24 protein-coding genes are annotated in these 22,450 nt (G+C 66.2%); 13 read left to right on the plus strand and 11 right to left on the minus strand.

Translation table 11 applies throughout. The features are described from left to right. The first annotated feature begins 19 nt into the window (after positions 1-19). The 7 genes from AC3FJ6_RS07510 to AC3FJ6_RS07540 all read left to right on the plus strand — a co-directional run bounded on the left by AC3FJ6_RS07510 (position 20) and on the right by AC3FJ6_RS07540 (position 6,149). The gene (locus AC3FJ6_RS07510) at positions 20-865 is read left to right on the plus strand and encodes a 3',5'-nucleoside bisphosphate phosphatase (RefSeq protein WP_488771323.1); all 846 of its coding nucleotides are present in this window, start codon (positions 20-22) and stop codon (positions 863-865) included. 31 nt (positions 866-896) lie between these two features. Then, complete coding sequence (locus AC3FJ6_RS07515; protein WP_153948910.1) at positions 897-1,532, plus strand: L-threonylcarbamoyladenylate synthase; 636 nt, start codon at positions 897-899, stop codon at positions 1,530-1,532. 103 nt (positions 1,533-1,635) lie between these two features. Beyond that, positions 1,636-2,301 (plus strand): site-2 protease family protein, encoded by a 666-nt coding sequence (locus AC3FJ6_RS07520; RefSeq protein WP_092596242.1) that lies wholly within the window; start codon positions 1,636-1,638, stop codon positions 2,299-2,301. A gap of 60 nt (positions 2,302-2,361) precedes the next feature. Next, positions 2,362-2,931 carry a class I SAM-dependent methyltransferase gene (locus tag AC3FJ6_RS07525; protein WP_488771324.1) on the plus strand — a complete coding sequence of 190 codons (570 nt, stop codon included), beginning with the start codon at positions 2,362-2,364 and terminating at the stop codon, positions 2,929-2,931. Between the two features lie 168 nt (positions 2,932-3,099). Then, positions 3,100-3,984, plus strand: a complete 885-nt coding sequence (gene dapA / locus AC3FJ6_RS07530; protein ID WP_488771325.1) for a 4-hydroxy-tetrahydrodipicolinate synthase — start codon at positions 3,100-3,102, stop codon at positions 3,982-3,984. Between the two features lie 58 nt (positions 3,985-4,042). Further along, entirely contained in the window at positions 4,043-5,293 is a 1,251-nt protein-coding gene (gene bamC / locus AC3FJ6_RS07535; RefSeq protein ID WP_488771326.1) for an NlpB/DapX family lipoprotein, read from the plus strand. A gap of 67 nt (positions 5,294-5,360) precedes the next feature. Further along, the gene (locus AC3FJ6_RS07540; RefSeq protein WP_488771327.1) at positions 5,361-6,149 is read left to right on the plus strand and encodes an MBL fold metallo-hydrolase; all 789 of its coding nucleotides are present in this window, start codon (positions 5,361-5,363) and stop codon (positions 6,147-6,149) included. A gap of 98 nt (positions 6,150-6,247) precedes the next feature. On the opposite strand, the gene AC3FJ6_RS07545 is transcribed toward AC3FJ6_RS07540, so the two are convergent. Both AC3FJ6_RS07545 and AC3FJ6_RS07550 read right to left on the minus strand, forming a co-directional pair. After that, entirely contained in the window at positions 6,248-6,487 is a 240-nt protein-coding gene (locus AC3FJ6_RS07545; protein WP_082926518.1) for a hypothetical protein, read from the minus strand. Positions 6,488-6,686: 199 nt separating this feature from the next. Then, a complete protein-coding gene (locus tag AC3FJ6_RS07550) occupies positions 6,687-7,895 on the minus strand; it encodes a ribosomal protein uL16 3-hydroxylase (protein ID WP_488771328.1) in 1,209 nt (402 codons plus the stop codon). Positions 7,896-7,906: 11 nt separating this feature from the next. Here AC3FJ6_RS07550 and AC3FJ6_RS07555 point away from each other — a divergent pair, with 11 nt between their 5' ends. After that, on the plus strand, positions 7,907-8,446 hold the full coding sequence (locus AC3FJ6_RS07555; protein ID WP_153948906.1) for an FKBP-type peptidyl-prolyl cis-trans isomerase: 540 nt from the start codon (positions 7,907-7,909) through the stop codon (positions 8,444-8,446). A 147-nt stretch (positions 8,447-8,593) separates the two neighbouring features. Here the strand turns inward: AC3FJ6_RS07555 and AC3FJ6_RS07560 are convergent, their stop codons facing one another. The 4 genes from AC3FJ6_RS07560 to AC3FJ6_RS07575 all read right to left on the minus strand — a co-directional run bounded on the left by AC3FJ6_RS07560 (position 8,594) and on the right by AC3FJ6_RS07575 (position 13,272). Further along, the gene (locus tag AC3FJ6_RS07560; protein WP_488771330.1) at positions 8,594-9,646 is read right to left on the minus strand and encodes a hypothetical protein; all 1,053 of its coding nucleotides are present in this window, start codon (positions 9,644-9,646) and stop codon (positions 8,594-8,596) included. Continuing rightward, entirely contained in the window at positions 9,643-12,264 is a 2,622-nt protein-coding gene (gene mutS / locus AC3FJ6_RS07565) for a DNA mismatch repair protein MutS (protein ID WP_488771374.1), read from the minus strand. The genes AC3FJ6_RS07560 and mutS overlap by 4 nt, the downstream gene beginning before the upstream one ends. Before the next feature lie 391 nt (positions 12,265-12,655). Further along, entirely contained in the window at positions 12,656-13,060 is a 405-nt protein-coding gene (locus AC3FJ6_RS07570; protein WP_488771331.1) for a type II toxin-antitoxin system HicB family antitoxin, read from the minus strand. A 29-nt stretch (positions 13,061-13,089) separates the two neighbouring features. Further along, positions 13,090-13,272: a type II toxin-antitoxin system HicA family toxin gene (locus AC3FJ6_RS07575; RefSeq protein ID WP_153948904.1), complete on the minus strand. Its 183-nt coding sequence runs from the start codon at positions 13,270-13,272 to the stop codon at positions 13,090-13,092. Between the two features lie 261 nt (positions 13,273-13,533). Here AC3FJ6_RS07575 and AC3FJ6_RS07580 point away from each other — a divergent pair, with 261 nt between their 5' ends. Then, complete coding sequence (locus tag AC3FJ6_RS07580; RefSeq protein ID WP_488771333.1) at positions 13,534-14,106, plus strand: pilin; 573 nt, start codon at positions 13,534-13,536, stop codon at positions 14,104-14,106. A 30-nt stretch (positions 14,107-14,136) separates the two neighbouring features. On the opposite strand, the gene AC3FJ6_RS07585 is transcribed toward AC3FJ6_RS07580, so the two are convergent. Then, the gene (locus tag AC3FJ6_RS07585) at positions 14,137-14,970 is read right to left on the minus strand and encodes an inositol monophosphatase family protein (protein WP_153948903.1); all 834 of its coding nucleotides are present in this window, start codon (positions 14,968-14,970) and stop codon (positions 14,137-14,139) included. 230 nt (positions 14,971-15,200) lie between these two features. Here AC3FJ6_RS07585 and AC3FJ6_RS07590 point away from each other — a divergent pair, with 230 nt between their 5' ends. Both AC3FJ6_RS07590 and cysE read left to right on the plus strand, forming a co-directional pair. Then, on the plus strand, positions 15,201-16,097 hold the full coding sequence (locus AC3FJ6_RS07590; RefSeq protein ID WP_488771335.1) for an RNA methyltransferase: 897 nt from the start codon (positions 15,201-15,203) through the stop codon (positions 16,095-16,097). Positions 16,098-16,398: 301 nt separating this feature from the next. Next, positions 16,399-17,142, plus strand: coding sequence for a serine O-acetyltransferase (cysE, locus tag AC3FJ6_RS07595; RefSeq protein WP_488771337.1), 744 nt, complete (start codon positions 16,399-16,401; stop codon positions 17,140-17,142). A gap of 63 nt (positions 17,143-17,205) precedes the next feature. Here cysE and AC3FJ6_RS07600 read toward each other — a convergent pair whose 3' ends face one another. The 4 genes from AC3FJ6_RS07600 to AC3FJ6_RS07615 form a co-directional block, all read right to left on the minus strand. Further along, positions 17,206-17,997: a UDP-2,3-diacylglucosamine diphosphatase gene (locus AC3FJ6_RS07600; protein ID WP_488771338.1), complete on the minus strand. Its 792-nt coding sequence runs from the start codon at positions 17,995-17,997 to the stop codon at positions 17,206-17,208. A 65-nt stretch (positions 17,998-18,062) separates the two neighbouring features. Continuing rightward, positions 18,063-18,563, minus strand: coding sequence for a peptidylprolyl isomerase (locus AC3FJ6_RS07605; RefSeq protein ID WP_153948899.1), 501 nt, complete (start codon positions 18,561-18,563; stop codon positions 18,063-18,065). 50 nt (positions 18,564-18,613) lie between these two features. Further along, complete coding sequence (locus AC3FJ6_RS07610; RefSeq protein ID WP_488771339.1) at positions 18,614-19,219, minus strand: peptidylprolyl isomerase; 606 nt, start codon at positions 19,217-19,219, stop codon at positions 18,614-18,616. A 78-nt stretch (positions 19,220-19,297) separates the two neighbouring features. Beyond that, positions 19,298-19,999 carry a tetratricopeptide repeat protein gene (locus tag AC3FJ6_RS07615; protein WP_488771340.1) on the minus strand — a complete coding sequence of 234 codons (702 nt, stop codon included), beginning with the start codon at positions 19,997-19,999 and terminating at the stop codon, positions 19,298-19,300. Between the two features lie 166 nt (positions 20,000-20,165). On the opposite strand from AC3FJ6_RS07615, the gene cysS reads away from it, so the two are divergent. Together cysS and AC3FJ6_RS07625 are read left to right on the plus strand one after the other, a co-directional pair. Then, entirely contained in the window at positions 20,166-21,557 is a 1,392-nt protein-coding gene (gene cysS, locus AC3FJ6_RS07620; protein ID WP_488771341.1) for a cysteine--tRNA ligase, read from the plus strand. Beyond that, the gene (locus AC3FJ6_RS07625) at positions 21,554-22,363 is read left to right on the plus strand and encodes a DNA-3-methyladenine glycosylase family protein (protein WP_153948895.1); all 810 of its coding nucleotides are present in this window, start codon (positions 21,554-21,556) and stop codon (positions 22,361-22,363) included. The genes cysS and AC3FJ6_RS07625 overlap by 4 nt, the downstream gene beginning before the upstream one ends. Positions 22,364-22,450 lie beyond the last annotated feature (87 nt).

A 22,450-nucleotide genomic window follows, 5' to 3' on the forward strand; every position in this document is an offset into this window, starting at 1 on the left:
CCGGGAGTAGAATATGCCCATGCAAAACGCCCATGCCATCAACGCCGACCTGCACTGCCATTCCACCGTGTCCGACGGGATGTTGTCACCGTCCCAGGTGGCCGCACGTGCGCACGCCGGCGGCGTGGCGTTCTGGGCGCTGACCGACCACGACGAGGTGGGCGGCCAGGCCGAAGCCCGTGCCGCCGCCGAATCGCTGGGCATGCGCTATGTGCCTGGCGTGGAGATTTCGGTCACCTGGGCCGGGCAGACCGTGCACATCGTCGGCCTGCAGATCGATCCGTTCAACGCGGACCTGATCGATGGCCTGGCCCGCACCCGCGACGGCCGTGCGCGCCGTGCGCAGGACATCGGCGAGGCACTGGCAAAAATCGGCATCCCCGGCGCCTACGAAGGCGCGCTGCGCCACGTCGGCAATCCCGACCTCATTTCGCGCACGCACTTTGCGCGCTGGCTGGTGGATGAGGGCCGCTGCAAGACCATCGGTGATGTGTTCAGCGAATACCTGTCGGAAGGCCGCCCGGGCTTCGTGCCGCACCGCTGGTCGTCTTTGAAAGACGCCGTGGGCTGGATTCGCGGCGCCGGCGGCATTGCGGTGATGGCGCACCCGGGTCGCTACAACTACACCGATTTGCAACACGACGCGCTGTTCGACGAATTCACGCAACTGGGCGGCCGCGCGGTGGAGGTAGTGACCGGCAGCCATACGCCCGACCAGTTCCGCCGTTACGCCGATGTGGCGCGCCACTATGGCCTGCTGGCGTCGCGCGGATCGGATTTCCACGGCCCCGGCGAGGGCCGGGTGGAAATCGGCACGCTGCCGCCGCTGCCGTCGGACGTCACACCGGTCTGGTACGACTGGTAAACCGCCCCTTCCCCCGAAAGCCGCGCCCCTCATGTCCCAGTACTTCGAGATCCATCCCGACAACCCGCAGGCGCGGCTGGTGAAGCAGGCCGCGCAGATCGTGCAGAAGGGCGGTCTGATCGCGCTGCCCACCGATTCCAGCTACGCGCTGGCCTGCCAGCTCGACGACAAGTCTGCCGTGGAACGCCTGCGCCGGCTGCGCGGCATCGACGAAAAGCACCATCTGACGCTGATGTGCAGCGACCTGTCGGAACTCGGCAACTTCGCCCGGGTCGATAACCGCCAGTACCGCTGGATCAAGGGCGCCACGCCGGGTCCGTACGTGTTCATCCTGGAGGCGACCAAGGAAGTGCCCAGGCGGCTGTCGCACCCGGCGCGCAAGACCATCGGCGTGCGCGTGCCCGATCACCTGATTCCGCTGGCGCTGGTGGCCGAGCTCGGGCAGCCGCTGATTTCGGCCACGCTCCAGCTGCCCGGCGACGAGGCGCCGATGAACGAACCGGCCGAAATCCGTGCGCGGCTGGAAAAACAGATCGACCTGGTGATTTGTGGCGGCCCGGCGCCGGCCCAGCCGACCACGGTGATCGACCTGACCAGCGGCGAACCGGAACTGGTTCGTGCCGGGCGGGGCGATGTGGAGCGATTCGGACTGACGGCCGCCGCCTGATCCTGCCCGCCTTGTCATTTGACCTGTCGTTTCTGATACATACCGTACATCCACGGACATGCCGGACAGCCTTGGGCGCCGGCGGCCCAATAGAATAGTTCGCATGGATTCCTCGATCGTCCAGACCTTTGCCGTATATGCGCTGCCCGTGCTGTTCGCCATCACGCTGCATGAGGCCGCGCATGGCTTCGTGGCCAGGTATTTCGGCGACGACACCGCCTGGCTGCTCGGGCGCGTCAGCCTGAACCCGATCCGCCATATCGATCCGATCGGCACCGTGGCCGTGCCGCTGCTGCTGTATTTCCTGACCGCCGGACAGTTCGTGTTCGGGTTTGCCAAGCCCGTGCCGGTGGTGTTCAGCCACCTGCGCAACCCGCGCTGGCATGGCATGTGGGTGGCGCTGGCCGGGCCCGGCAGCAATATCGTCCAGGCGTTCCTGTGGGCGCTGATCGCCGTTGGCCTGGCGCTGGCGCAGATCCAGGAGCCGTTCTGGAGCCAGATGGCCCGCGCCGGCGTGCTGGTCAACACCGTGGTGGCCGCGTTCAACCTGTTCCCCATCCCGCCGCTCGATGGCGGCCGCGTGCTGACGGCCTTTCTGCCGCGCCGCATGGCCGAGGCGGTGGGCCGTGTCGAGCCCTACGGCATCTTCATCGTGCTGGCGCTGGTGGCCGCCGGCGTCATCACGCGGATCTGGATGCAGCCGGTGATGACGGTGCTGCTGTCGATCGTCGAACTGATGCTGCGCCCGGTGCTGATGGTGCTGCAGTAGCGCGCGCCGGGTGCCTTCTCGTGCCGGCTTGCCGGTTCCCTCCTTTTTCCGTTCCGCTCCATGCACTCCCAGCTTGCCGCGCCTTCCACCTGGCTGACCCGATGGGCCCACCTGATCCGGCCCGGCGGCCGCGTCCTTGACCTGGCCTGCGGCAGTGGGCGGCACGCCGCGTGGCTGGCAAGGCAGGGGTTTGCGGTGCTGGCCGTGGACCGCGATGCCGAGGCCGTCGCCGGGCTGCCGGCCGGCATCGAGGGGCGGGTGGCCGATCTGGAGCAGGGCGCGTGGCCCCTGGCGGACGCCGGGCGGTTCGATGCCGTGGTGGTCACCAACTATCTGCACCGGCCGCTCTGGCCGCATCTGCTGGACGCGCTGGCGCCGGGCGGCGTGCTGATCTACGAGACTTTCGCGGCCGGCAACGAGACGGTCGGCAAGCCGTCGCGGCCCGATTTCCTGCTGCGGCCCGGCGAACTGCTGGAAGTGACCCGCGGCGTGTTGCGCGTGACGGGTTACGAGGACGGCACGCTGGCGGCGCCGCGCGAGGCCTTCGTGCAGCGGATTTGTGCCGTCCACGAGGCGTCCGGCAGGGCGCCGGAGGCGCCGCCGCCGCGTTATCCGTTACCTGTGGCGTAACCGGGCGGCCGCCGCCGTGAGGCGCCGGGGGCCCAGCACAGGCTGTTGGCGAGACCGGCGCGCCACACGTTACGCCCGCTAACGTTTTCCCTCACTGATAGGGGGTCCGGAGGCCCTGACGGTTCCGGTACAATCCCGTTTGTTCGAATTTCCCGAATTCCCTGAGATATGACACAGATTACCGGCAGCATCGTGGCCATCGTCACCCCGATGCATGAGGATGGCAGCCTGGATTACCCGGCCCTGCGCGCCCTCATCGACTGGCATGCGGCGGAAGGCACCGATGGCATCGTGATCGTGGGCACCACGGGCGAGTCGCCGACGGTCAACGTCGAGGAGCATTGCGAACTGATCCGCGTGGCAGTCCAGCAGTCGGCTGGCCGTGTGCCCATCATCGCCGGGACCGGCGGCAATTCCACGAAGGAAGCCATCGAACTGACCGCCTTCGCGAAGAAGGTGGGTGCCGATGCGTCGCTGCAGGTCGTGCCGTACTACAACAAGCCGACGCAGGAAGGCATGTACCGCCATTTCCGCACCATCGCGGAAGCCGTTGACCTGCCGGTGCTGCTCTACAATGTGCCCGGCCGTACCGTGGCGGACATGAACAACGAGACGATCCTACGCCTGGCGCAGGTGCCGGGCATCGTTGGCGTGAAGGAAGCCACCGGCAATATCGACCGTGCCGCGCAGCTGATCAAGGACGCCCCCGATACCTTCGCCATCTACAGCGGCGACGATCCCACCGCGGTGGCGCTGATCCTGCTCGGTGGCAAGGGCAATATCTCGGTCACCGCCAACGTGGCGCCGCGCAAGATGCACGAGATGTGCGTCGCGGCCCTGAAGGGCGATGTGGTGACGGCCCGCCGTCTGCACATGGAACTGATCGACCTCAACCGTGCGATGTTCGTCGAGGCCAATCCGATTCCCGTCAAGTGGGCGCTCCAGCAGATGGGCAAGATGGCAGGCGGCATCCGCCTGCCGTTGACCCCGCTGGCGGAAGGCCAGCACGAAACCGTGCGCCGCGCGCTGGCAGCGGCCGGCCTGCTGGGCTGAGATTCGCCGGCTGAACGTTCGGCTATTCGCCGATTCTTGAAACCAGGATTACGTGTCAATGAAACAGAAGCTTAACCGTCGCGGCGCGACGCAGATCCGCCGTGTCGCCGTGGTTGCGCCCGTGCTGGCGCTGACGCTGATTGCCGGCTGCAGCAGCATCAATGAAGCCATGCAGCCCGACAAGATCGACTACAAGTCCCAGGGCAAGAAGACCGCGTCGCTGGACATTCCGCCGGACCTGACCAAGCTCGAAGGCGACCGCCGCTATACCGTGCCCGACGCCGCCGGTACGTCGACGCTGTCGAACTACCAGCAGGCCACCAAGACGCGCGAAGCCGAACCGGCGACCAACGTGCTGCCGTCCTCGCAGGGCATCCGCATGGAGCGTGACGGCAACCAGCGCTGGCTCGTCATCAGCAATGGCATGCGTGCCGACCAGCTGTGGGAGTCGCTGCGCGGCTTCTGGCAGGAAAACGGCTTCCTGCTGACGCAGGACTCGCCGCAGACCGGCATCATGGAGACGGACTGGGCCGAGAACCGCGCCAAGATTCCGCAGGACATCATCCGCAACACGATCGGCAAGGTGTTCGACGGCCTGTACTCGACGTCCGAGCGCGACAAGTTCCGTACGCGTGTGGAGCGCGCCCAGAACGGCCAGCTCGAAGTGTTCATCAGCCACCGTGGCGCGCAGGAACAGCTGACCGGCGTCGACAAGTCGACCACGGTCTGGACGCCGCGTCCGGCCGATCCGGAACTGGAAGCCGAATTCCTGTCGCGTCTGGCGCAGCGCCTGGGCGTGCAGAAGGAGCAGGCCAACCAGATGGCCAAGAACCCGACGCCGGTGGGCAATGCTGCGGCCGCCGCAGCCCCCGCACCGTCGGGCGATGCCACGGGTATCGGTGCCGCCGCGGCAACCGGTGCGGCGACGGCCAGCGCAGCCGAAACCAAGTCGTTCCTGGCGCAGGTCAATGGCGCGCCGGCACTGCAACTGCCGGAGCCGTTCGATCGCGCATGGCGCTCGGTCGGCCTGTCGCTGGATCGCGTGAACTTCACGGTGGAAGATCGCGACCGCGCGCAAGGCCTGTACTACGTGCGCTACGTGGATCCGAAGCAGGCAGTGGACGATCGCGGCTTCTTCTCCAAGCTGTTCACCAAGCCCAACGACGGCAAGACCGCGAAGAAGTATCGCGTGTCGCTGAAGGGCAATGGCACGGGCACGACGGTCACGGTGCAGAACGATGCCGGCCAGCCGGAAAACACCGAGATCAGCAAGCGTATCCTGTCGCTGCTGGACGAACAGCTGCACTGATGGTCGTCTGTCGTCCATCGATCCCGACGGCGCCCGCCGTCGGGCATCTCCCCAGGCGAGCGCATCCATGATGCGCTTTGCTTTTTTGGGAAGTGGCAGCGAAGGCAATTCGCTGCTGATCGAGGCCGGCGAGGGCGCGTCCGTGACGCGTGTGCTGCTCGACTGTGGCTTCGGCATCAAGGAAACGGCGCGTCGTCTTGAGCGCCTGGGTGTATCCCCCACGCAACTCCACGCGGTGCTGGTCACCCACGAGCACGGCGACCATGTAGGCTCTGCCTACGCGTTTGCCGCGCGCCACAAGCTGCCTGTCCATACGAGTCACGGCACCTGGCTGGCCACTTCGCATATGCGTGGCGCGGACCAGGCCGACGTGCGGGTATGTTGCGCCGATCACGTGTTTTCGGTGGGTGCCCTTCAGATCCATCCCTATACCGTGCCGCACGATGCGCGCGAGCCGCTGCAGTTCGTGCTGACCGATGGCGATGCCCGGCTTGGTGTGCTGACCGATGCCGGCATGGAAACGCCCTACGTCACCGCCCGGCTCGCAGGCGTCCATGCGTTGGTCCTGGAATGCAACCATGACCGCGACATGCTGGCCAACTCAGTGTATCCGTGGTCGCTGAAGCGGCGAATCGGGGGCGACTTCGGCCACCTGGCCAACGATATCGCGGCCGCCATCCTGTCGCAGGTGACCCACGCAGGCTTGTCGCGCGTGGTGGCGGCGCACCTGAGCAAGCAGAACAATACCCGCGAACTCGCCGCGGGCGCGCTGGCCACGGTGCTGGGCGTACTGCCTGATGAAATTCTGATCGCCGATCAGGAAGAGGGGTTGGGCTGGCAGCCCGTGCGGGCATAATCGGCGAGCGCCGATCCTGCTAATAGAGAGGCGTCAGATAATCGCCAAAACAAAAAGCCGACCCGAAGGTCGGCTTTTTGTTTTTCGGAAAGATCCGATTACTGCTTGGCAGCCGGAGCCGAAGCGTCAGCAGCCGGAGCCGAAGCGTCGGCAGCCGGGGCCGAAGCGTCAGCAGCCGGAGCAGCAGCTGCGGGAGCCGAAGCGTCAGCAGCCGGAGCAGCAGCGGCGGGAGCCGAAGCGGCGGTGTCAGCGGCGGGTGCAGCGGCTTCTTCCTTCTTGCCGCAAGCGGCCAGAGCAACAGCAGCCAGCAGGGATGCGATCAGGAGAGACTTCTTCATTGTTCGTCCTTTAACTTTTAATAAAACGAAAACAGGCGATGAATAATTACCGGTAATTATCGCTCTTGTACTGCAAATATGAGGCTCTCCCGGGTGCCGACAGTGCAGTGGTCCACAGTACTAGCCAGCGGGCGATTATATCCGCGTTTTCCCGCCTTGTGTATAGGCGAAATATGCCGGTTCATTCTGTTACGCAAAATTACACACGTGCCGGCGCGATCTGCAACCAGCCTTCCATCGCCCAATCGTGAAATGTGTCCATCAGATCGGGAAGTGCCGCGCACGCAGCCATTTCGTCGGCCGTCAGCTGGCGCATGTCTGCCAGGCGCCGCAGCCATTTCGCCAAGGCCGGCGGCGGCTCATACGCTTCGCCGTTCAGGAAGAAGTTCGTGCGGTCGTAGAGCGCAATGGAGCCGGGAGCAAGGACCACGCCATGCGCCTTGGCCAGCTTCGCATATTGCTTCAGGCTGATCTCCGCGATCTCCTCGAACTGCACCGACTGCTTGGGCTCCGACAGGTACGACCCGAGGAATTCGGACACCATGCCCTTGTCCCATTTCAGCGCCTGCAGCCGGTCGGCGACAGCGCGGGCCAGGCCGGGGGGCAACTGGGCCGGGGTGGCCGTGGCGGCCTCGCCAGCGTCGGCGTAGCGGCCGTCCAGCGCTTCGTTGCCCTCGACCGTTTCAGACAGCCATGCCAGGAAGTGGCCCGCCAGTTCGCGGTAGGCGGGGGCGCGGAACCCGATCGACGCCGTCATGCATTCCCCTTCGGCAATGCCGTCATGGGCGTACTGCGGCGGCAGATAGAGCATGTCGCCAGGTTCCAGCACCCATTCCTCTTCGGCGCTGAAGTCCGAGAGGATTTTCAGCGGCATGTCAGGAATCAGATCGAGCTTCGTCTGTGACGAAATGCGCCAGCGGCGTCGGCCCGATACTTGCAGCAGGAAGACGTCGTAAGAATCGAAGTGGGGACCCACGCCGCCGCCGTCGGTGGCGTAGCTGATCATGACGTCGTCGAGCCGGGCGTCGGGCACGAAGCGGAACTGGCTCATCAGTTCGGCGGCCGCCCGGGCGTGGAGGTTCACGCCCTGCACCAGCAGCGTCCACTTGCCGGTCTTGCGTGACGGCAGGTTGTCTTCGGCGAACGGGCCGTGTTCGAGCTTCCAGCGGTTGCGAAAGTACGACACCAGGCGCGATTCCACATCGTCCCGATCGGCCAGTTCAAAAAGCGATTCGCGCGACACAGGGGGCACAATTCCGGGCACGGCCTGTCGAATCAGCAACGGTTTGCGGTGCCAGATGTCACGCATGAATGCCGCGGGCGTCATGCCCCCGAGCAGCGTGAGCGGTGCGTCGGGATCAATGGGGCCCGCAGGCAGGGCCTGCGCGTATAATGCGGAATCGCTCATGGAGTCAAGAATTGAAAATCGCTAAGAACACGGTGGTGTCCGTTGTGTACAAGCTGTCGGACGCGCAGGGCAATCTCATCGAGGAATCCGATGAGCCCATGGTCTATTTGCACGGCGGGTATGATGGCACGTTCCCCAAGATCGAGGAAGCTCTGGACGGCCACGATGCCGGTTTCGAGACCCAGCTCCAGCTGGAACCCGATGACGCGTTCGGCGACTACGATGCCGAACTGGTGAAGGTCGAACCGCGCGACCGCTTTCCCGAGCCGCTGGAAGTCGGCATGCAGTTCGAGGGCGTGCCCGAGGACGGTGACGACGAGGATTCGATCATCTACACGGTGACCGACGTTGCCGAAGACAAGGTTGTGCTGGACGGCAACCACCCGCTGGCCGGCATGGCGCTGCGCTTCTGGCTGAAAGTGTCCGAGGTGCGTGAAGCCACCACCGAGGAAGTGGAACACGGCCATGCGCATGGCGCCTCGGGCATCGAAGTCGTCGACGAAGACGAGGACGACGGAGGCGAGGCGGACAGCCCGCGCACGCTGCACTGACTCGATACGGATCCCTGCCAGTCGAGCGATACGCGACAGGTCATCGCGAATTGGGAAAAGCCGGCATCTGCCGGCTTTTTTCATTTGGATTCACGGACGCTGGCCGATGCATGATGCAGGTCAATTCCGCAGGTCGTCTGGTTGGCGCTAGTTGGGCTTCGGCCGGTCCTGCACCTCCACCTGGAACACCGATCGCGTACCGGGTGTGACGGTCAATTCGACCCAGCGCGACGGATTGCCGATGGGCAACGCCACGCGCGTGAAGTTTCCGACGACCTTGCCGGCTGTGTCGCGCAACGGCTTGTCGACGCTGAAGCCACTGTCGCTGGCATGGACAAGCAGTACCTGGCCCGGAAACTTCACGGTCAAATCGCGTAGTTGTTTCTTGAATTCAAGGTAGCCATCGCGCGTGCCACGTCGCAGGAATCCGTCGAACAGCGATGGCTTGCCGCGCTTCTCCCAGCCGTTGCCGAACATCGGGTCGGCGTGGACCACCACCAGAACGCCAGGCAGATCGCGCTGGGTCGCCACCGAGAATGCCCGGTGCAGCCATTGCCGGTTGGCCTCGCGGCGGTCTTCGAACTCGCCGTTGCGGCCACCTTCGCTGCGATAGTGATTGTTGTCCCCGGGCAGGTTCAGTCCAACCACCATCACGTTGCCTTCCACCAGTCGCACGTTCTCGCGAAAGCTGCGGAACATGGCCTGGTCCGACTGCCGCACCACGGGGATCGTGCGGCGACCGAGCGTGGTATCCATCGGAAAAAACAGCTCGCGTAGCCGGTTCAGGCGCTCGACAGCATCGAATCTGCCGTTGACCGGCTTCTGGCATTCTGCCCAGTCAGTTTCCCCGGGGACATAGAGCAATGGCGCAGGAGAGTCGTCGAGCGCGCGCTGTCGCGCGCCGAGCACCGCGTCTCCGCAGGATTCCGTGTCTCCTTTGATGCCGCCGGCATGCACGATCAGCGCGACCTGTCGCGCGTTCATCTGGGTGAACAGTGCCGCCAGATCCGCTTCCGCCGCAGGCCATTGCGGCACGTCGGCGATCAGCGCCATCCGCGTGGGCTGCACGGCAGGTGCCGGTGGCGGCGATACCTTACCGGTGCGCGCCGCCAGGGCAGCGCCCGGTGTCGTCAGGCAGACGTAGCCAATCAGGACGGCCGCTGCCAGGGCCAGGCGTCCGGAGCCGTGCGCGGCGCTCATGCCTGCGCGGCAGATTCCGCAATGGCCTTGAGCCGGTACAGCGCCTCCAGCGCGTCGCGCGGCGACAGGTTGTCCGGGTCGATGGCGGTCAGCGCCGCCAGCGCTTCCCGCGCGACCGCCTGTTCGACCGCCTGCTCGACCGATGCAGAGACCAGACCGGACACGGTGTCGTCGTCATCGGGAGGCGTGGCCGGTGCCGCGAACAGGTCCATCTGCGGCGTCGGCGTGGCGTCGGCCGATTGCTGCTCCAGCCATGCCAGGTGCTTGCGCGCGGCGCGAATCACGGGCTGCGGCACGCCCGCCAGTTGTGCGACCTGCAGGCCGTAGCTCTGGCTGGCCGGGCCGTCCTGCACGGCATGCAGGAAGACGATGCCGTCGCCGTGCTCCACGGCGGACAGATGCACGTTCGCCGCCTGCGGAAATTCCTGCGGCAGTTGCGTCAGCTCGAAATAGTGCGTGGCGAACAGCGTGTGGCTGCGGTTGTGCGACAGCAGGTGGCGCGCAATCGCCCACGCCAGCGCCAGGCCGTCGAAGGTCGACGTGCCACGGCCGATTTCGTCCATCAGCACCAGGCTGGACGGTGTGGCGTGATGAAGGATGCCGGCCGCCTCGGTCATTTCCACCATGAAGGTGGAACGTCCGCCGGCGAGGTCGTCGGCTGCCCCGATCCGCGTGAAGATGCGGTCGATCGGGCCGATCCTGGCTTGCCGCGCCGGCACCCACGCGCCCACGCAGGCCAGCAGCACGATCAGGGCCGTCTGGCGCATGAATGTCGACTTGCCGCCCATGTTGGGGCCGGTGATCAGCAGCAGCTTGCGCGCCTCGTTGAGCTGGCAGTCGTTGGCGATGAACGCGATCGATTCCGCTGCCAGTTGCCCCTCCACCACCGGGTGGCGGCCCTGTGCAATATCGACCACGTTTTCGCTGACCCGCTCCGGCTGGGTCCAGTCCAGCGTGCGGGCGCGTTCGGCCAGCGTGGTCAGCACGTCGAGCCGCGCCAGGGCGCCCGCCACGCGTTGCAGGCTGCCGATGTGCGGCAACAGCGCCTGCAGCAGTGCTTCATAAAGCTGCTTTTCGCGTGCCAGGGCGCGGTCCTGCGCGGACAGGGCCTTGTCCTCGAAGGCCTTGAGTTCCGGCGTGATGTAGCGTTCGGCGTTCTTCAGCGTCTGGCGGCGGCGATAGTCGTCCGGCACCTTGTCGGCCTGGCCGTTCGTCACTTCGATATAGAAGCCATGCACGCGGTTGTACTCGACGCGCAGGTTCGAGATGCCGGTGCGTGTGCGTTCACGCGTTTCCAGTTCGATCAGGAACTGGCCGCAGTTTTCGGAAATGTCGCGCAGTTCATCGAGCTCGGCATCGTAGCCGCGCGCGATCACGCCGCCATCGCGGATCACTGTCGATGGCTCCTCGGCCACCGCGCGTGTCAGCAGCGACAGGCAGTCGGCCGGCACTTCGAGTTCGTCGATCGTCTGCGCCAGCAACGGCGATTCGTGCGCGGCGCTGACGCTGGCCTGGACGCTGGGCAGCGCGCCGAGCGTGTCGCGCAGCGACGACAGGTCTCGCGGCCGCGCCGACAGCAGCGCCAGCCTGGCCGTGACCCGTTCGACATCGCACAGGCGGCGCAGCGTGGCGCGCACGGTTTCCGGGTCTTGCGCGATCAATACGCCAATGGCCTGCTGACGTGCACGCGGCAGCGCCGGGTCGCGCAGCGGGTGATGCAGCCAGTGGCGCAGCGCGCGGCTGCCCATCGTCGTCGAGCAGGTGTCGAGCAGCGAGAACAGCGTCGGCGATTCGCCGCCACGCAGCGTTTCGGTCAGTTCCAGATTGCGCCGTGTCGCGGTATCCAGCCCGACGAACTCGGATTCCCGCTCGACGGTGACGCCCTGCACGTGGCGCAGCGATTGCCCCTGCGTGGTGGCGGCATAGTTCAGCAGCGCGCCCGCCGCACCCAGGGCGGCGCCCAGTCCGGTGCAGCCGAATGGCTCCAGGCTGGCCACGCCAATCTGCTCGCGCAGCCGGCGCGTGCCGGCGTCCTGGTCGAAGTGCCATTCGGGCAGGCGGGTGCGGGCACACTCGAGCACGGGCAGATCCATGCCGTCGGCATACAGCAGTTCGGCCGGGCGGATGCGTTCGAGTTCGCGCGGCAACTGGGCGGCATCGCATTCCATCAGGCGCAGTTCGCCGCTGGCAAGGTTCAGCCACGCCAGGCCTGTCTTGCTGACGCCGCGGCGCGTGGTCTGCTGGTGTACGGCCATCAGATAGCTGTCGGTCTTGTCGGGCAGCAGCGCCGCGTCGGTCAGCGTGCCCGGCGTGACAATCCGTACCACCTTGCGCTCGACCGGCCCCTTGCTCGTAGCCGGATCGCCAATCTGCTCGCAGATCGCCACCGATTCGCCAAGTTTGACCAGGCGCGCCAGATATTGATCGACCGAGTGGAACGGGATGCCCGCCATGCGGATCGGCACACCGCCGGACTGCCCGCGCGACGTCAGCGTGATGTCGAGCAGGCGGGCAGCCTTCTCGGCGTCATCGTGGAACAGTTCATAGAAGTCGCCCATCCGGTAGAAGAGCAGCGTGTCCGGATGGTCCGCCTTGATGCGCAGGTACTGCAGCATCATTGGCGTGTGCTTTTCAGCCTTGTCCGACTTGCCGGATTTGCCGCCGCGCGGCGTGGTGCCTTCGGCGGCGGCCAGTGCTTCGGCCGACAGGACGGCGTCGCCGGCGGCGCGGATGTCGTCATCGCGCGGCGTGTCGTCGGGCGAAGTCGTGGACAGGTTGGAAAGGGCTTCAGCGGACATGCATTCCTCTCGGGCGGCGCCACGGTGGGGCCGCCGGTATATCGGTTGCTGCGGGTGGCCAGGCAGGCTGTCGGGCGGACGCGCGGGGCGCCCCCGGCATCACCAGCCTGTTCGGGCTCGCGGCGCAAAGCGGCATTTTACCGCCAGCCCCTCTCGGAACCTCGTCCCCGATTCTCATTTTTGCTTGGGAATTCCGGGCCTTTGCGCAGGCTCATGCGTCACTGGCCATGGCTTCCAGCGCGGCGCGCGCCAGAAAGCCGCTGCGTGTCTCGTGGCGGGCACCGACGAAGGTGTCGATCTTGTGCAGCACGAAGCGGGGCAGGCTGATGTTGATGCGCTCTGGCCGGTTGTCGAGCATGGCCAGGTCGATGTCGGCCAGGGCCCAGATGGCGCCGGCGAATTCGGGCCGCTCGGCCAGTTCGGCGATCGGCGTGGCCGTCAGGGTGACCGCCTCGCCCAGAGACAGCAGCACCTCGAAGTGGCTGATGATGGCCTCGCGCGCATTGCGGATGGCGTCCTCGACCGTGTCACCGGACGAATAGCAGCCCGCCACGTCGGGCACCGTCACCCCGTAGATGCTTTCGGGGTCCTTGTGAATGGCAATCGGAAATTCCATGTCGTTGCTCTCCATGCGTTGTGCGCCAGTCATACCAGCCGCGCCGTCCTCATGATGCTGCGGACGGTGCCGGTCGGCAGGTCCTTCTTCGGATGCGGCACGGTGACGATCTGCGCGCGCGACGGGTGCTTGTAGGTGAGATGACTACCCTTGCAGCGCACCAGGCGCCATCCCTCACGTTCCAGCAGGCGGATCAAGGCCATTGAATGCAAAAGTGCCTCCTTCAGGCGATCCGTGTGTAAATATACACACGGTGATGAAGGGGGCGCAAGCGATTTGTTTATGGAAGGAGACTCTATGCGGCCCCGGCGCGGAAGTCTCGGGCCGGATTCTCAAAATGCGTCGCCTACGACGAGATTTGTCACCCGCATCGCCAACGCGCTGCAAACTTGTCAGTCGCGACTGCGGCTAACCGGACATTTCCGACGAAAACTGTCACTTCGCCAGCGAAACCGGCCTGGCATGGTTCGTGGATGGATCAGGCGTACCGGCACGCAGAGGCCGGCAACAAGACGGGTCGCAACATGACAAAAGCAACGACGGGAGAATGGCCGGGGAGGGCCGCGGCAGGGGGCCCGGTGGGGTGCATGGCCTGGCGGCCATCGCTGCGCCGTGGATTCGCGCTGATCGAACTGATGATCGTGGTGGCGATCGTGGGCATTCTTGCCGCGATCGCCATTCCGACGTATCAGGATTTTGTGGTGAAGTCGGAAATCGGCCGCGCCTTCTGGGAGGCTTCGGCGTACAAGATTCCGGTGGAAGAACGCCTGCACGACGGCCAGAACGCCTTTCCGGACCCGGTCGCGTCGCTCGGCTACGTGCCATCGCAGCTGACCGCCACGCCCAACCGGTTCGCGTTCAATGCGGACGGATCGGGCAGCATTGTCGTCACGCTCGATGGTGACGTGCATCCGGCGCTCAGGGGCACCCGGCTGACGGTGGGCCGGTTGGCTGACGGCACGTGGAACTGCGCGGTCCGGGTCGGCAGCGGCGCCGTGACGGCGCAGCACCTGCCAACCGCGTGTTCGCTCGATTCCGCCGGCTAGGGGCCAGCTTTATCGTGCTGCGCCGGCTTTTTATTCGCCGATCGGCTTCAGCGACGGCTTGACGTTATCCAGCGAGAACGGCGACAGCAGGCGCACCATCTGGGCGAAGGCCTTCGGGTTGCCGGCCAGCACCTCGCCTTGTTCCATCTGGCGCGATTCGCCGTTGTAGTTGCCCACCAGGCCGCCGGCCTCGGTGATCAGCAGCATGCCCGCGGCCATGTCCCACGGCTTCAGGCCGCGCTCGAAGAAACCGTCCAGGCGGCCGCATGCCACATAGGCCAGGTCCAGCGCGGCGGCGCCCGGGCGACGCAGGCCCGCGCAGCTGCGCGTCATCAGCGCGAAGATTTCAAGGTATTCGTCCATGCCTTCGAGGTCACGGAACGGGAAGCCCGTGCCGATCAGGCAATCGGCCAGCTTGTCGCGGCGCGTGACGCGGATGCGGCGGTTGTTCAGGAATGCGCCGGCGCCCTTGCTGGCCGTGAACAGTTCGTCGCGCGTGGGGTCGTAGACCACCGCCTGCGACGGCACGCCCTTGTGCAGCAGGCCGATGGACACTGCGTATTGCGGAAAGCCGTGGATGAAGTTGGTGGTGCCGTCCAGCGGATCGATCACCCAGGTGAATTCGTGCTGGTCGTCGCCCTCGGCCCAGGATTGGCCGGACTCTTCCGCTAGAATGGCGTGCTCGGGGTACGCGGTGCGGATGATCTCGATGACGGCGGCTTCGGCCGCGCGGTCGACTTCGGTCACGAAATCGTTGTGCTGTTTGCGCGAAACGCGGACCAGATCGACGTCGATCGACGCGCGGTTGATGATGGATCCCGCCTTGCGGGCCGCCTTGACGGCGATATTGAGCATCGGATGCATGAATCTCTCCAGGGGCCGCGCAGGACATGATTCGCAGCAGCGGCATCCGCCGGCAATGGGCGGTTGGCGCGCGAACCGCCCGGCAGTGGCCGAACAGCACAACGGATTGTAGAAGAACAAGGGGCGTCGCCTGGTGGGGCGCCGCACCGCAATTGGAAGGCGCCATTGTATAGGAACCCGGCCCGCTGTACGAGCCGACGGCGGCAAACGCCGCGGCAGGGGCATCCCAGATGACTGAAGCATTGAATTCCCAGGCTGAACCCATTCCCGTAGCGACCTCTGCAAGTGGCGCATCAGGCATCTTCTCGCGCGTGCGCGTGGTGCTGGTGGAAACCAGCCACCCCGGCAACGTGGGCTCGGTGGCGCGGGCGATGAAAACCATGGGCTTTGGCGGGCAGCCCGGCAGCCTAGTGCTGGTGTCGCCACGCGAGCCCGGCGTGCTGACGCATCCGGATGCGGTGGCGATGGCCAGCGGCGCCGATGACGTGCTGGCCGGCGCCCGCATCGTCGACGATGTGGAAAGCGCGCTGGCTGGCACGGCGTTCACGGTGGCGATGACCGCGCGACAGCGCGAATTCGGCCCGCCGCGGCTGTTGCCGCGCGCCGCCGCCGCACGGGGCCAGGCGATGCTGGCGGCCGATGGCGGGGGCATCATTGCCTTCGTCTTCGGCAACGAGCGTTACGGATTGCCTAACGAGGCGGTACTGCGCTGTTCGGCCGTGACCCATATTCCCGCCAACCCCGCGTACGCGTCGCTGAACCTGGCGCAGGCGGTGCAGCTGATCGCCTACGAAATGCGGCTGGCGCTGCTGGAAGCCGAGCCGGCGCAGGCCGACGCGTCGGACGGCACGCCGAATATCGGCTATGCTGGTGAGCCCGCCACGGCGGAACAGGTCGAATCGATGTTCGGCCATCTCCAGGCGGGGCTGGTCGCCATCGGATTTCTCGATCCGGACAACCCGCGCAAGCTGATGCCGCGTCTGCGGCGAATGTTCGCCCGCGCCGGGCTTGAGCGCGAAGAGGTCAACATCCTGCGCGGCATCGCCAAGCGCATGCTGCTGGCGCGCGACGGTGACGAAGGTGCCGGCCGGCAAGGCACGCAGACAGACGGCAACAAGGAAGGCTGAACCGTGATTTCCATCCCGGCATACGACATGCGCAGCAACGCCATCGGCCCCGCCCTCGGCCGGAGCGGCGTTCGCGCGTGCGTGGGTCAGCCGGCGCGATGTTGAAGCCGTCGCGACCCGAAAAGCCCTGATGGCCTCAGGGCCCGGCGGCAGGCGCACAAATCTCTTACACTCCCTGCTCGCACGCGCCCAGGCCGTCCCCCAAGCAATCAAGAAGCACAAGACCGGCTCCTGACCGCGCCGGCGACCGTTTGCACGTTGTGCGAACGGCGCATCGGCGCGGCAACACGACACGACGAAGATGTTCACTCGCCTGAAGGAAGATATCGATGCCATCATGCGGCGCGACCCCGCCGCACGCAGCCGCCTGGAGGTCCTGACCTGCTATCCGGGGCTGCACGCCGTGATTTTTCACCGCGTGGCCCATGCGTGCTGGGGCAGTGGATTCCACTGGCTCGGGCGCTGGATCTCGCACTGGTCGCGCTGGCTGACCGGCATCGAGATCCATCCGGCGGTCAGGCTGGGCCGCCGCGTATTCATCGATCACGGGATGGGCGTGGTGATCGGGGAAACCGCCGAAATTGGCGACGACTGCACGATCTACCAGGGGGTGACGCTGGGCGGCACGTCGCTTTACAAGGGCCAGAAGCGCCATCCGACGCTGGGTGCCGGCGTGGTGGTCAGTGCCGGGGCCAAGGTGCTGGGCGGATTCGTGGTGGGCGATGGCGCCCGGGTGGGCTCGAATGCCGTGGTGCTCAAGCCGGTGCCGCCGGGCGCCACCGCCGTGGGCATTCCGGCCCGCATCATCATGCCCGACGCGCCACCGCAGCAGCAGGGCGCGAAGCAGGAATTCTCGGCCTACGGCATCACGCCGAACGCCGACGATCCGGTATCGCTGGCGCTCAAGAGCCTGATCGACAACGCGGCCAAGCAACATGACCGCATCGAGGCCGTGCTGGCCGCGCTAGACCGGCTCGGCGAGCATCTCGAGAACACCCCGAACGACCGCTTCGACGCGAGCGAACTGCGCAAGCTGATGAAATAGGCGTCTGGGCGACGGACTGGCACGCCGTGCGGCGCGGCACGGATCGCGGGGCGGACGGCATCGTCAGTCCACCTGCGGCAGCAACGTGAAGCCGCCGGTATCGAGCTGCAGCACGGCCGCGCGTGGGTGGCGGCCATCGAGATCCCAGTCGGTCAGCACCCAGCGGTCGCCCCGTGCGTGGGCGTGGCGGGCCGGCCGGTGCGTGTGGCCGTGGATCAGGGTAGGGGCGCCGCTGGAAGCCAGCAGCGCATCGACGGCAGCGGGGGCGGCATCGCCATAGTCGGGCGGCGCGGCGCCTTCCGGCTGGCCAGCCCGGCCAGCCTCGCTGTCGGCACGCAGCCGGCGCGCGATCTTCAGCCGCGTGGACATCGGCAGGGCCAGAAACAGCCGCTGCACCCAGCCCTTGCGGGTCCAGTTGCGGAAGCGGATGTAGCGCGGATCGTCGGTGCAGAGCATGTCGCCGTGGCTCAGCACCACGCGTTGCCCGGCGCAATGGATAACTGAAGGGTCCGGCAGCAGCGTGGCGCCTGCCGCGTCGGCAAAGCGCCGGCCAATCAGGAAATCGCGATTACCGTGCATCAGGTAGACCGGCACGCCGGCGTGGGCCAGCCGGCGCAGGGCCGCCGCCACCTCGCCCGCGAACGGTGTCTCGGTCTCCTCGTCGCCCACCCAGAACTCGAAGAAATCACCCAGGATGAACAGCGTGCCCGCCTGACGGGCAGCCTGGTCCAGCACCCGCTGGAAGGCGGCCAGCGTGCGCGGCATGCCGGGTGTCAGATGCAGGTCGGAAATGAACCACGCCGGCGCCTGCACCTCGATCGGTGCGGCCGCCGGCGTGCGGTGGGATGCGGTCATGCGTTTCGGAGGGGTGTGTTCACCGCGAGCGGCATGCCGCCATCGAAAGGAACGTTGCCGTCGGATTATTCGACGATGGTGGCCTTCTGGATCACCACGTCCTCCATCGGCACGTCCTGGTGGAAGCCCGAGGTGCCCGTGCGCACGCCCTTGATGGCGTCCACGACGTCGGTGCCTTCCACGACCTTGCCGAACACGGCATAGCCGAAGCCTTGCGGCGTGGGCGAGCTGAAGTTCAGGAAGTCGTTGTCCACCACGTTGATGAAGAACTGGGCCGTGGCCGAATGCGGCGCGTTCGTGCGGGCCATGGCAACCGTGTAGCGGTCGTTCTTCAGGCCATTGCCGGCCTCGTTCTCGATCGGGGCATCGGTGTCCTTCTGCTTCATGCCCGGCTCGAAGCCGCCGCCCTGGATCATGAAGTTCTTGATCACGCGATGGAAGACCGTGTTGTCATAGTGGCCCTTGCGCACGTACGACAGGAAGTTCTCCACCGTCTTGGGGGCCTTTTCGGCGTCCAGTTCGATCGTGATGACGCCTTGCGTCGTTTGGAGTTGTACCTTGCTCATGGGTTACCTCTGTTCGGTGACGGTTATGGCCGCGCGCGATGCGCGCGGTATTACTTGGTGACGACGGTGGCGGACTCGATCGTGATCGGCGCGGCCGGCACGTTGCGCATGGCGCCGTAAGCCGTGGTCGGGGTGGTCTTGATCTTGTCGATCGTGTCCATGCCTTCCACCACCTTGCCGAATACGGCATATCCGTTGCCATCGGGCTGCGGGTAGTCGAGGTTCGGATTATCCACCACATTGACGAAGAACTGCGCGGTGGCGGAATTCGGATTCGACGTGCGCGCCATGGCCACCGTGCCGGCCTTGTTCTTCAGGCCATTCTGCGCTTCCAGCGGAATCGGTGCGCGCGTGGGCTTTTCCTTCATGTCGCGGTCGAAGCCGCCGCCCTGCACCATGAAGCCGTTGATCACGCGGTGGAAGATGGTGCCGTTGTAGAAGCCGCTCTTCACATATTCCATGAAGTTCGCGACCGTCTTCGGGGCCGCGTCGGGATACACCTCGACGGTGAACTTGCCGGCGCTGGTGACGAATTGCACACGCTCGGTCTTCTGGGCGGCGGCCGGGCTGGCACCCTGGGCCAGGACGGCCAGCGGGGACAGTGCGGCGGTGGCGGCCACCAGGCCAGCCAGGACGATGCGGCGGGAAAGGGTCATCTCTGGAACTCCGTCTTGCGATGCAGTGAGCGGTTCGGGCAGGTGCCGGCGCCGATGACGCCGGCATTGCCCGGGTGTCTAGCGGGCCACCGGCGCGCTGGCCGGTGCCTTGCGCGAACGTGGGGCTGCGGCCGGCGAAGAAGCCGGCGCCGGGGCTGCCGCAGGGGTCGCGCCCAGTTGGCGCAGGCCCGCAGCGGCGCGCGCGTCGGCCGGGTTGCGCCGTACGGCGTCGCCATAGGCCTTCTCGGCCAGGCGGCGGTAGACATCGCCCAGGTTGCTGTAGGCGATGGCGTAGTCGGGCTTGGCGTCGATGGCCAGCAGCAGTTCGGCCTCGGCACGCTTCAGGTCGCCGCGTTTGGCGTAGAGCAGGGCCAGGTTGTTGTGCGGTTCGGGCAGCTCGGGGAAGTCCTGTGCCATTTCGGCAAAGGCCTGGATGGCCTGGTCGTCATGGCCCGCCTGCGCCATGGCCCATGCGCGCTGGAAGCGGGCCTGGGCGTTGCGCGGGTTGGTGGCCAGCACCTTGTCGAAGCCCTTGATGGCGTCGTCGTAGCGTTTGTCGTTGACGGCCTTCTGCGCCGGGACCATGCCGGGGTCCGTGGACACCACGCCGCTGGGCGGCGCCAGCGGGGCGGGCAGGGATACCGGCCCGTTCTGCGCCAGGGCCGGGGCCGCCGCCAGGGCTGCCGCCATCGCCAGCGTGCCGCCGGCGGCACGGAGGGCGGACAGGCCGGCGCGGCGGCGGGCCGTTGCAAGGATGGTGGAAGGCAGAAGCAGGCTCATGTAAGGGCGGTCCGTTATACTCCGCGGCATTCTAGCAAAGCGGCACGGCGTGCAGGACCCGGCGCAATGCCGAGACCCGCCTGAGGCCGGCCCGACAACCTTCCGGTAAGATATGGGGCCCGTGCGCCATGGCGCGCACCGCATCGTCACCCAATCACATCGCTCCATGCAGCAACTGAACATCTACAACACGCTCGCGCGTGAGAAGCAGCCTTTCGTGCCTATCGAACCGGGCAAGGTCCGCATGTACGTGTGCGGCATGACCGTGTACGACTACTGCCACGTGGGCCACGCACGCGTGATGGTGGTGTTCGACATGGTGCATCGCTGGCTGCGTGCCGCGGGCTACGATGTGACGTACGTGCAGAACATCACCGATATCGACGACAAGATCATCCGTCGCGCCGCCGAGAATGGCGAGACCATCGGCCAGCTGACCACGCGCTTCATCCAGTACATGCATGAGGACGCCGCCGCGCTGGGCGTGATCCGGCCCGATTATGAGCCGCGCGCCACGGAATTCGTGCCGCAGATGCTCAATATCATCGAAAAGCTCGAAGCCAGGGGCCTGGCGTACCAGGCCGCCGACGGCGACGTGAACTATTCGGTGCGCAAGTTCCCGGGCTACGGCAGGTTGTCCGGCAAGTCGCTGGAAGACCTGCGCGCGGGCGAGCGCGTCAGCGCCAACGACGCCAAGCAGGACCCGCTGGACTTCGTGCTGTGGAAATCGGCCAAGGAAAGCGAGCCGCCCGAGAGCAAGTGGGATTCGAAGTGGGGCAGCGGCCGCCCGGGCTGGCACATTGAGTGCTCCGCCATGAGCTGCACGCTGCTGGGCGAGCACTTCGACATCCATGGTGGGGGCGCCGACCTGCAGTTCCCGCACCATGAGAACGAGATCGCGCAGTCGGAAGGCGCCAGCGGCAAGCCGTTTGTGAACATGTGGATGCACAACGGCTTCGTGCGTATCAATGACGAGAAGATGTCGAAATCGCTAGGCAATTTCTTCACGATCCGCGAAGTCCTGAAGCAGTACGACCCCGAGGTCGTGCGCTTCTTCATCCTGCGCGCGCACTACCGCAGCCCGCTGAACTACAGCGACGCCCACCTGGACGACGCCCGCCATGCGCTGACGCGCCTGTACACGGCGCTCAAGGAAACGCAGCCCGGCGGTTGCGCGGTGGATTGGGCCGAGCCGCACGCGCGGCGTTTTGCCGACGCGATGAATGACGACTTCAACACGCCGATCGCCATGTCGGTGCTGTTCGACCTGGCCAGCGAGGTCAATCGCACGGGCTCGACCCAGGCCGCCCACCAGCTCAAGGCGCTGGCCGGCACCCTGGGCCTGCTGGAGCGCGACCCGCATACCTTCCTGCAGGGTGGGGCGGCCGCCGCCGATGGGCTGAGTGCCGAGCAGATCGACGCGCAGATCGCCGCGCGCCGTACGGCCAAGGCCGCGCGCAATTTCGCCGAGGCGGATCGCATCCGTGCGGACCTGCTGGCGGCCGGCGTGGTGCTCGAAGACAAGCCAGGCGGCGCCACCGAGTGGAGGCGTGCTTGAACGCTGCCGCGCGCAAGCCGAAGGCCGCTGCCGTGGCGCCCAGGCCCGCCGGCAAGACTGCGGCCAGGCAGGCGCCCAAGGTACCGGCGAAGGCACCCGCCGCGGCCAAGGCCGCCGGCAAGTCGCGCAAGCCCGACCTGCCGGAGGCGCAGGCCGTTCCGCTGCCGGTCGAAACAGTGGTCGACGCCGTGCGGCCGGCCTATTGGGACGAAGCCTGCGCGGACCTGATGAAGCGCGACCGTATCCTGCGCAAGATGATTCCCACGTACGGGCCCGCGCACCTGGTGTCGCGCGACGATCCGTTCATTACGCTGGCCCGCTCGATCGTCGGCCAGCAGATTTCGGTCAAGGCCGCCCAGTCCGTCTGGGAGCGCCTGGTTACGCTGTGCCCGCGCTTGACCCCGGCCCAGTTCCTGAAGGCCGGTACGGAACAACTGGCCGGCTGTGGCCTGTCGAAGCGCAAGGCCGAGTACATTACCGACCTGGCCGAGCATTTCAAGGCCGGCACGGTCCACGTCAAGGAATGGGCCGGCATGGACGACGAGGCGGTGATCGCCGAGCTGACCCAGATCCGCGGCATCGGCCGCTGGACGGCCGAGATGTTCCTGATGTTCAATCTGATGCGCCCCAACGTGCTGCCGCTCGATGACGTCGGGCTGATCAATGCGATCTCGACCAATTACTTCAGTGGCGAACCCGTCACGCGAAGCGAAGCGCGCGAGGTGGCGGCCAACTGGGAGCCGTGGCGCACGGTGGCCACCTGGTATATGTGGCGCAGTCTGGACCCGCTGCCAGTGACGTATTAGTTACTGGATCGGGCAGGTTGCAGTAGTGACGGCGTTGATTCTTGCCAAAAATGTATAAGAATCAACATATTGGGCGGCGGATTTCTG

Source organism: Cupriavidus sp. 94F1 (assembly GCF_057798875.1).

Coding starts and splice junctions, on each gene's coding strand:
- AC3FJ6_RS07615 (WP_488771340.1), bottom strand. CDS start 19,999: ATGAGCCTGCTTCTGCCTTCCACCATCCTTGCAACGGCCCGCCGCCGC.
- AC3FJ6_RS07540 (WP_488771327.1), top strand. CDS start 5,361: ATGATGCGCTTTGCTTTTTTGGGAAGTGGCAGCGAAGGCAATTCGCTG.
- AC3FJ6_RS07545 (WP_082926518.1), bottom strand. CDS start 6,487: ATGAAGAAGTCTCTCCTGATCGCATCCCTGCTGGCTGCTGTTGCTCTG.
- mutS (WP_488771374.1), bottom strand. CDS start 12,264: ATGATGCTGCAGTACCTGCGCATCAAGGCGGACCATCCGGACACGCTG.
- bamC (WP_488771326.1), top strand. CDS start 4,043: ATGAAACAGAAGCTTAACCGTCGCGGCGCGACGCAGATCCGCCGTGTC.
- AC3FJ6_RS07585 (WP_153948903.1), bottom strand. CDS start 14,970: ATGCATCCGATGCTCAATATCGCCGTCAAGGCGGCCCGCAAGGCGGGA.
- AC3FJ6_RS07610 (WP_488771339.1), bottom strand. CDS start 19,219: ATGACCCTTTCCCGCCGCATCGTCCTGGCTGGCCTGGTGGCCGCCACC.
- AC3FJ6_RS07560 (WP_488771330.1), bottom strand. CDS start 9,646: ATGAGCGCCGCGCACGGCTCCGGACGCCTGGCCCTGGCAGCGGCCGTC.
- AC3FJ6_RS07590 (WP_488771335.1), top strand. CDS start 15,201: ATGACTGAAGCATTGAATTCCCAGGCTGAACCCATTCCCGTAGCGACC.
- AC3FJ6_RS07580 (WP_488771333.1), top strand. CDS start 13,534: ATGGATCAGGCGTACCGGCACGCAGAGGCCGGCAACAAGACGGGTCGC.
- cysE (WP_488771337.1), top strand. CDS start 16,399: ATGTTCACTCGCCTGAAGGAAGATATCGATGCCATCATGCGGCGCGAC.
- AC3FJ6_RS07515 (WP_153948910.1), top strand. CDS start 897: ATGTCCCAGTACTTCGAGATCCATCCCGACAACCCGCAGGCGCGGCTG.
- dapA (WP_488771325.1), top strand. CDS start 3,100: ATGACACAGATTACCGGCAGCATCGTGGCCATCGTCACCCCGATGCAT.
- AC3FJ6_RS07520 (WP_092596242.1), top strand. CDS start 1,636: ATGGATTCCTCGATCGTCCAGACCTTTGCCGTATATGCGCTGCCCGTG.
- cysS (WP_488771341.1), top strand. CDS start 20,166: ATGCAGCAACTGAACATCTACAACACGCTCGCGCGTGAGAAGCAGCCT.
- AC3FJ6_RS07570 (WP_488771331.1), bottom strand. CDS start 13,060: ATGGAATTTCCGATTGCCATTCACAAGGACCCCGAAAGCATCTACGGG.
- AC3FJ6_RS07600 (WP_488771338.1), bottom strand. CDS start 17,997: ATGACCGCATCCCACCGCACGCCGGCGGCCGCACCGATCGAGGTGCAG.
- AC3FJ6_RS07550 (WP_488771328.1), bottom strand. CDS start 7,895: ATGAGCGATTCCGCATTATACGCGCAGGCCCTGCCTGCGGGCCCCATT.
- AC3FJ6_RS07510 (WP_488771323.1), top strand. CDS start 20: ATGCAAAACGCCCATGCCATCAACGCCGACCTGCACTGCCATTCCACC.
- AC3FJ6_RS07525 (WP_488771324.1), top strand. CDS start 2,362: ATGCACTCCCAGCTTGCCGCGCCTTCCACCTGGCTGACCCGATGGGCC.
- AC3FJ6_RS07605 (WP_153948899.1), bottom strand. CDS start 18,563: ATGAGCAAGGTACAACTCCAAACGACGCAAGGCGTCATCACGATCGAA.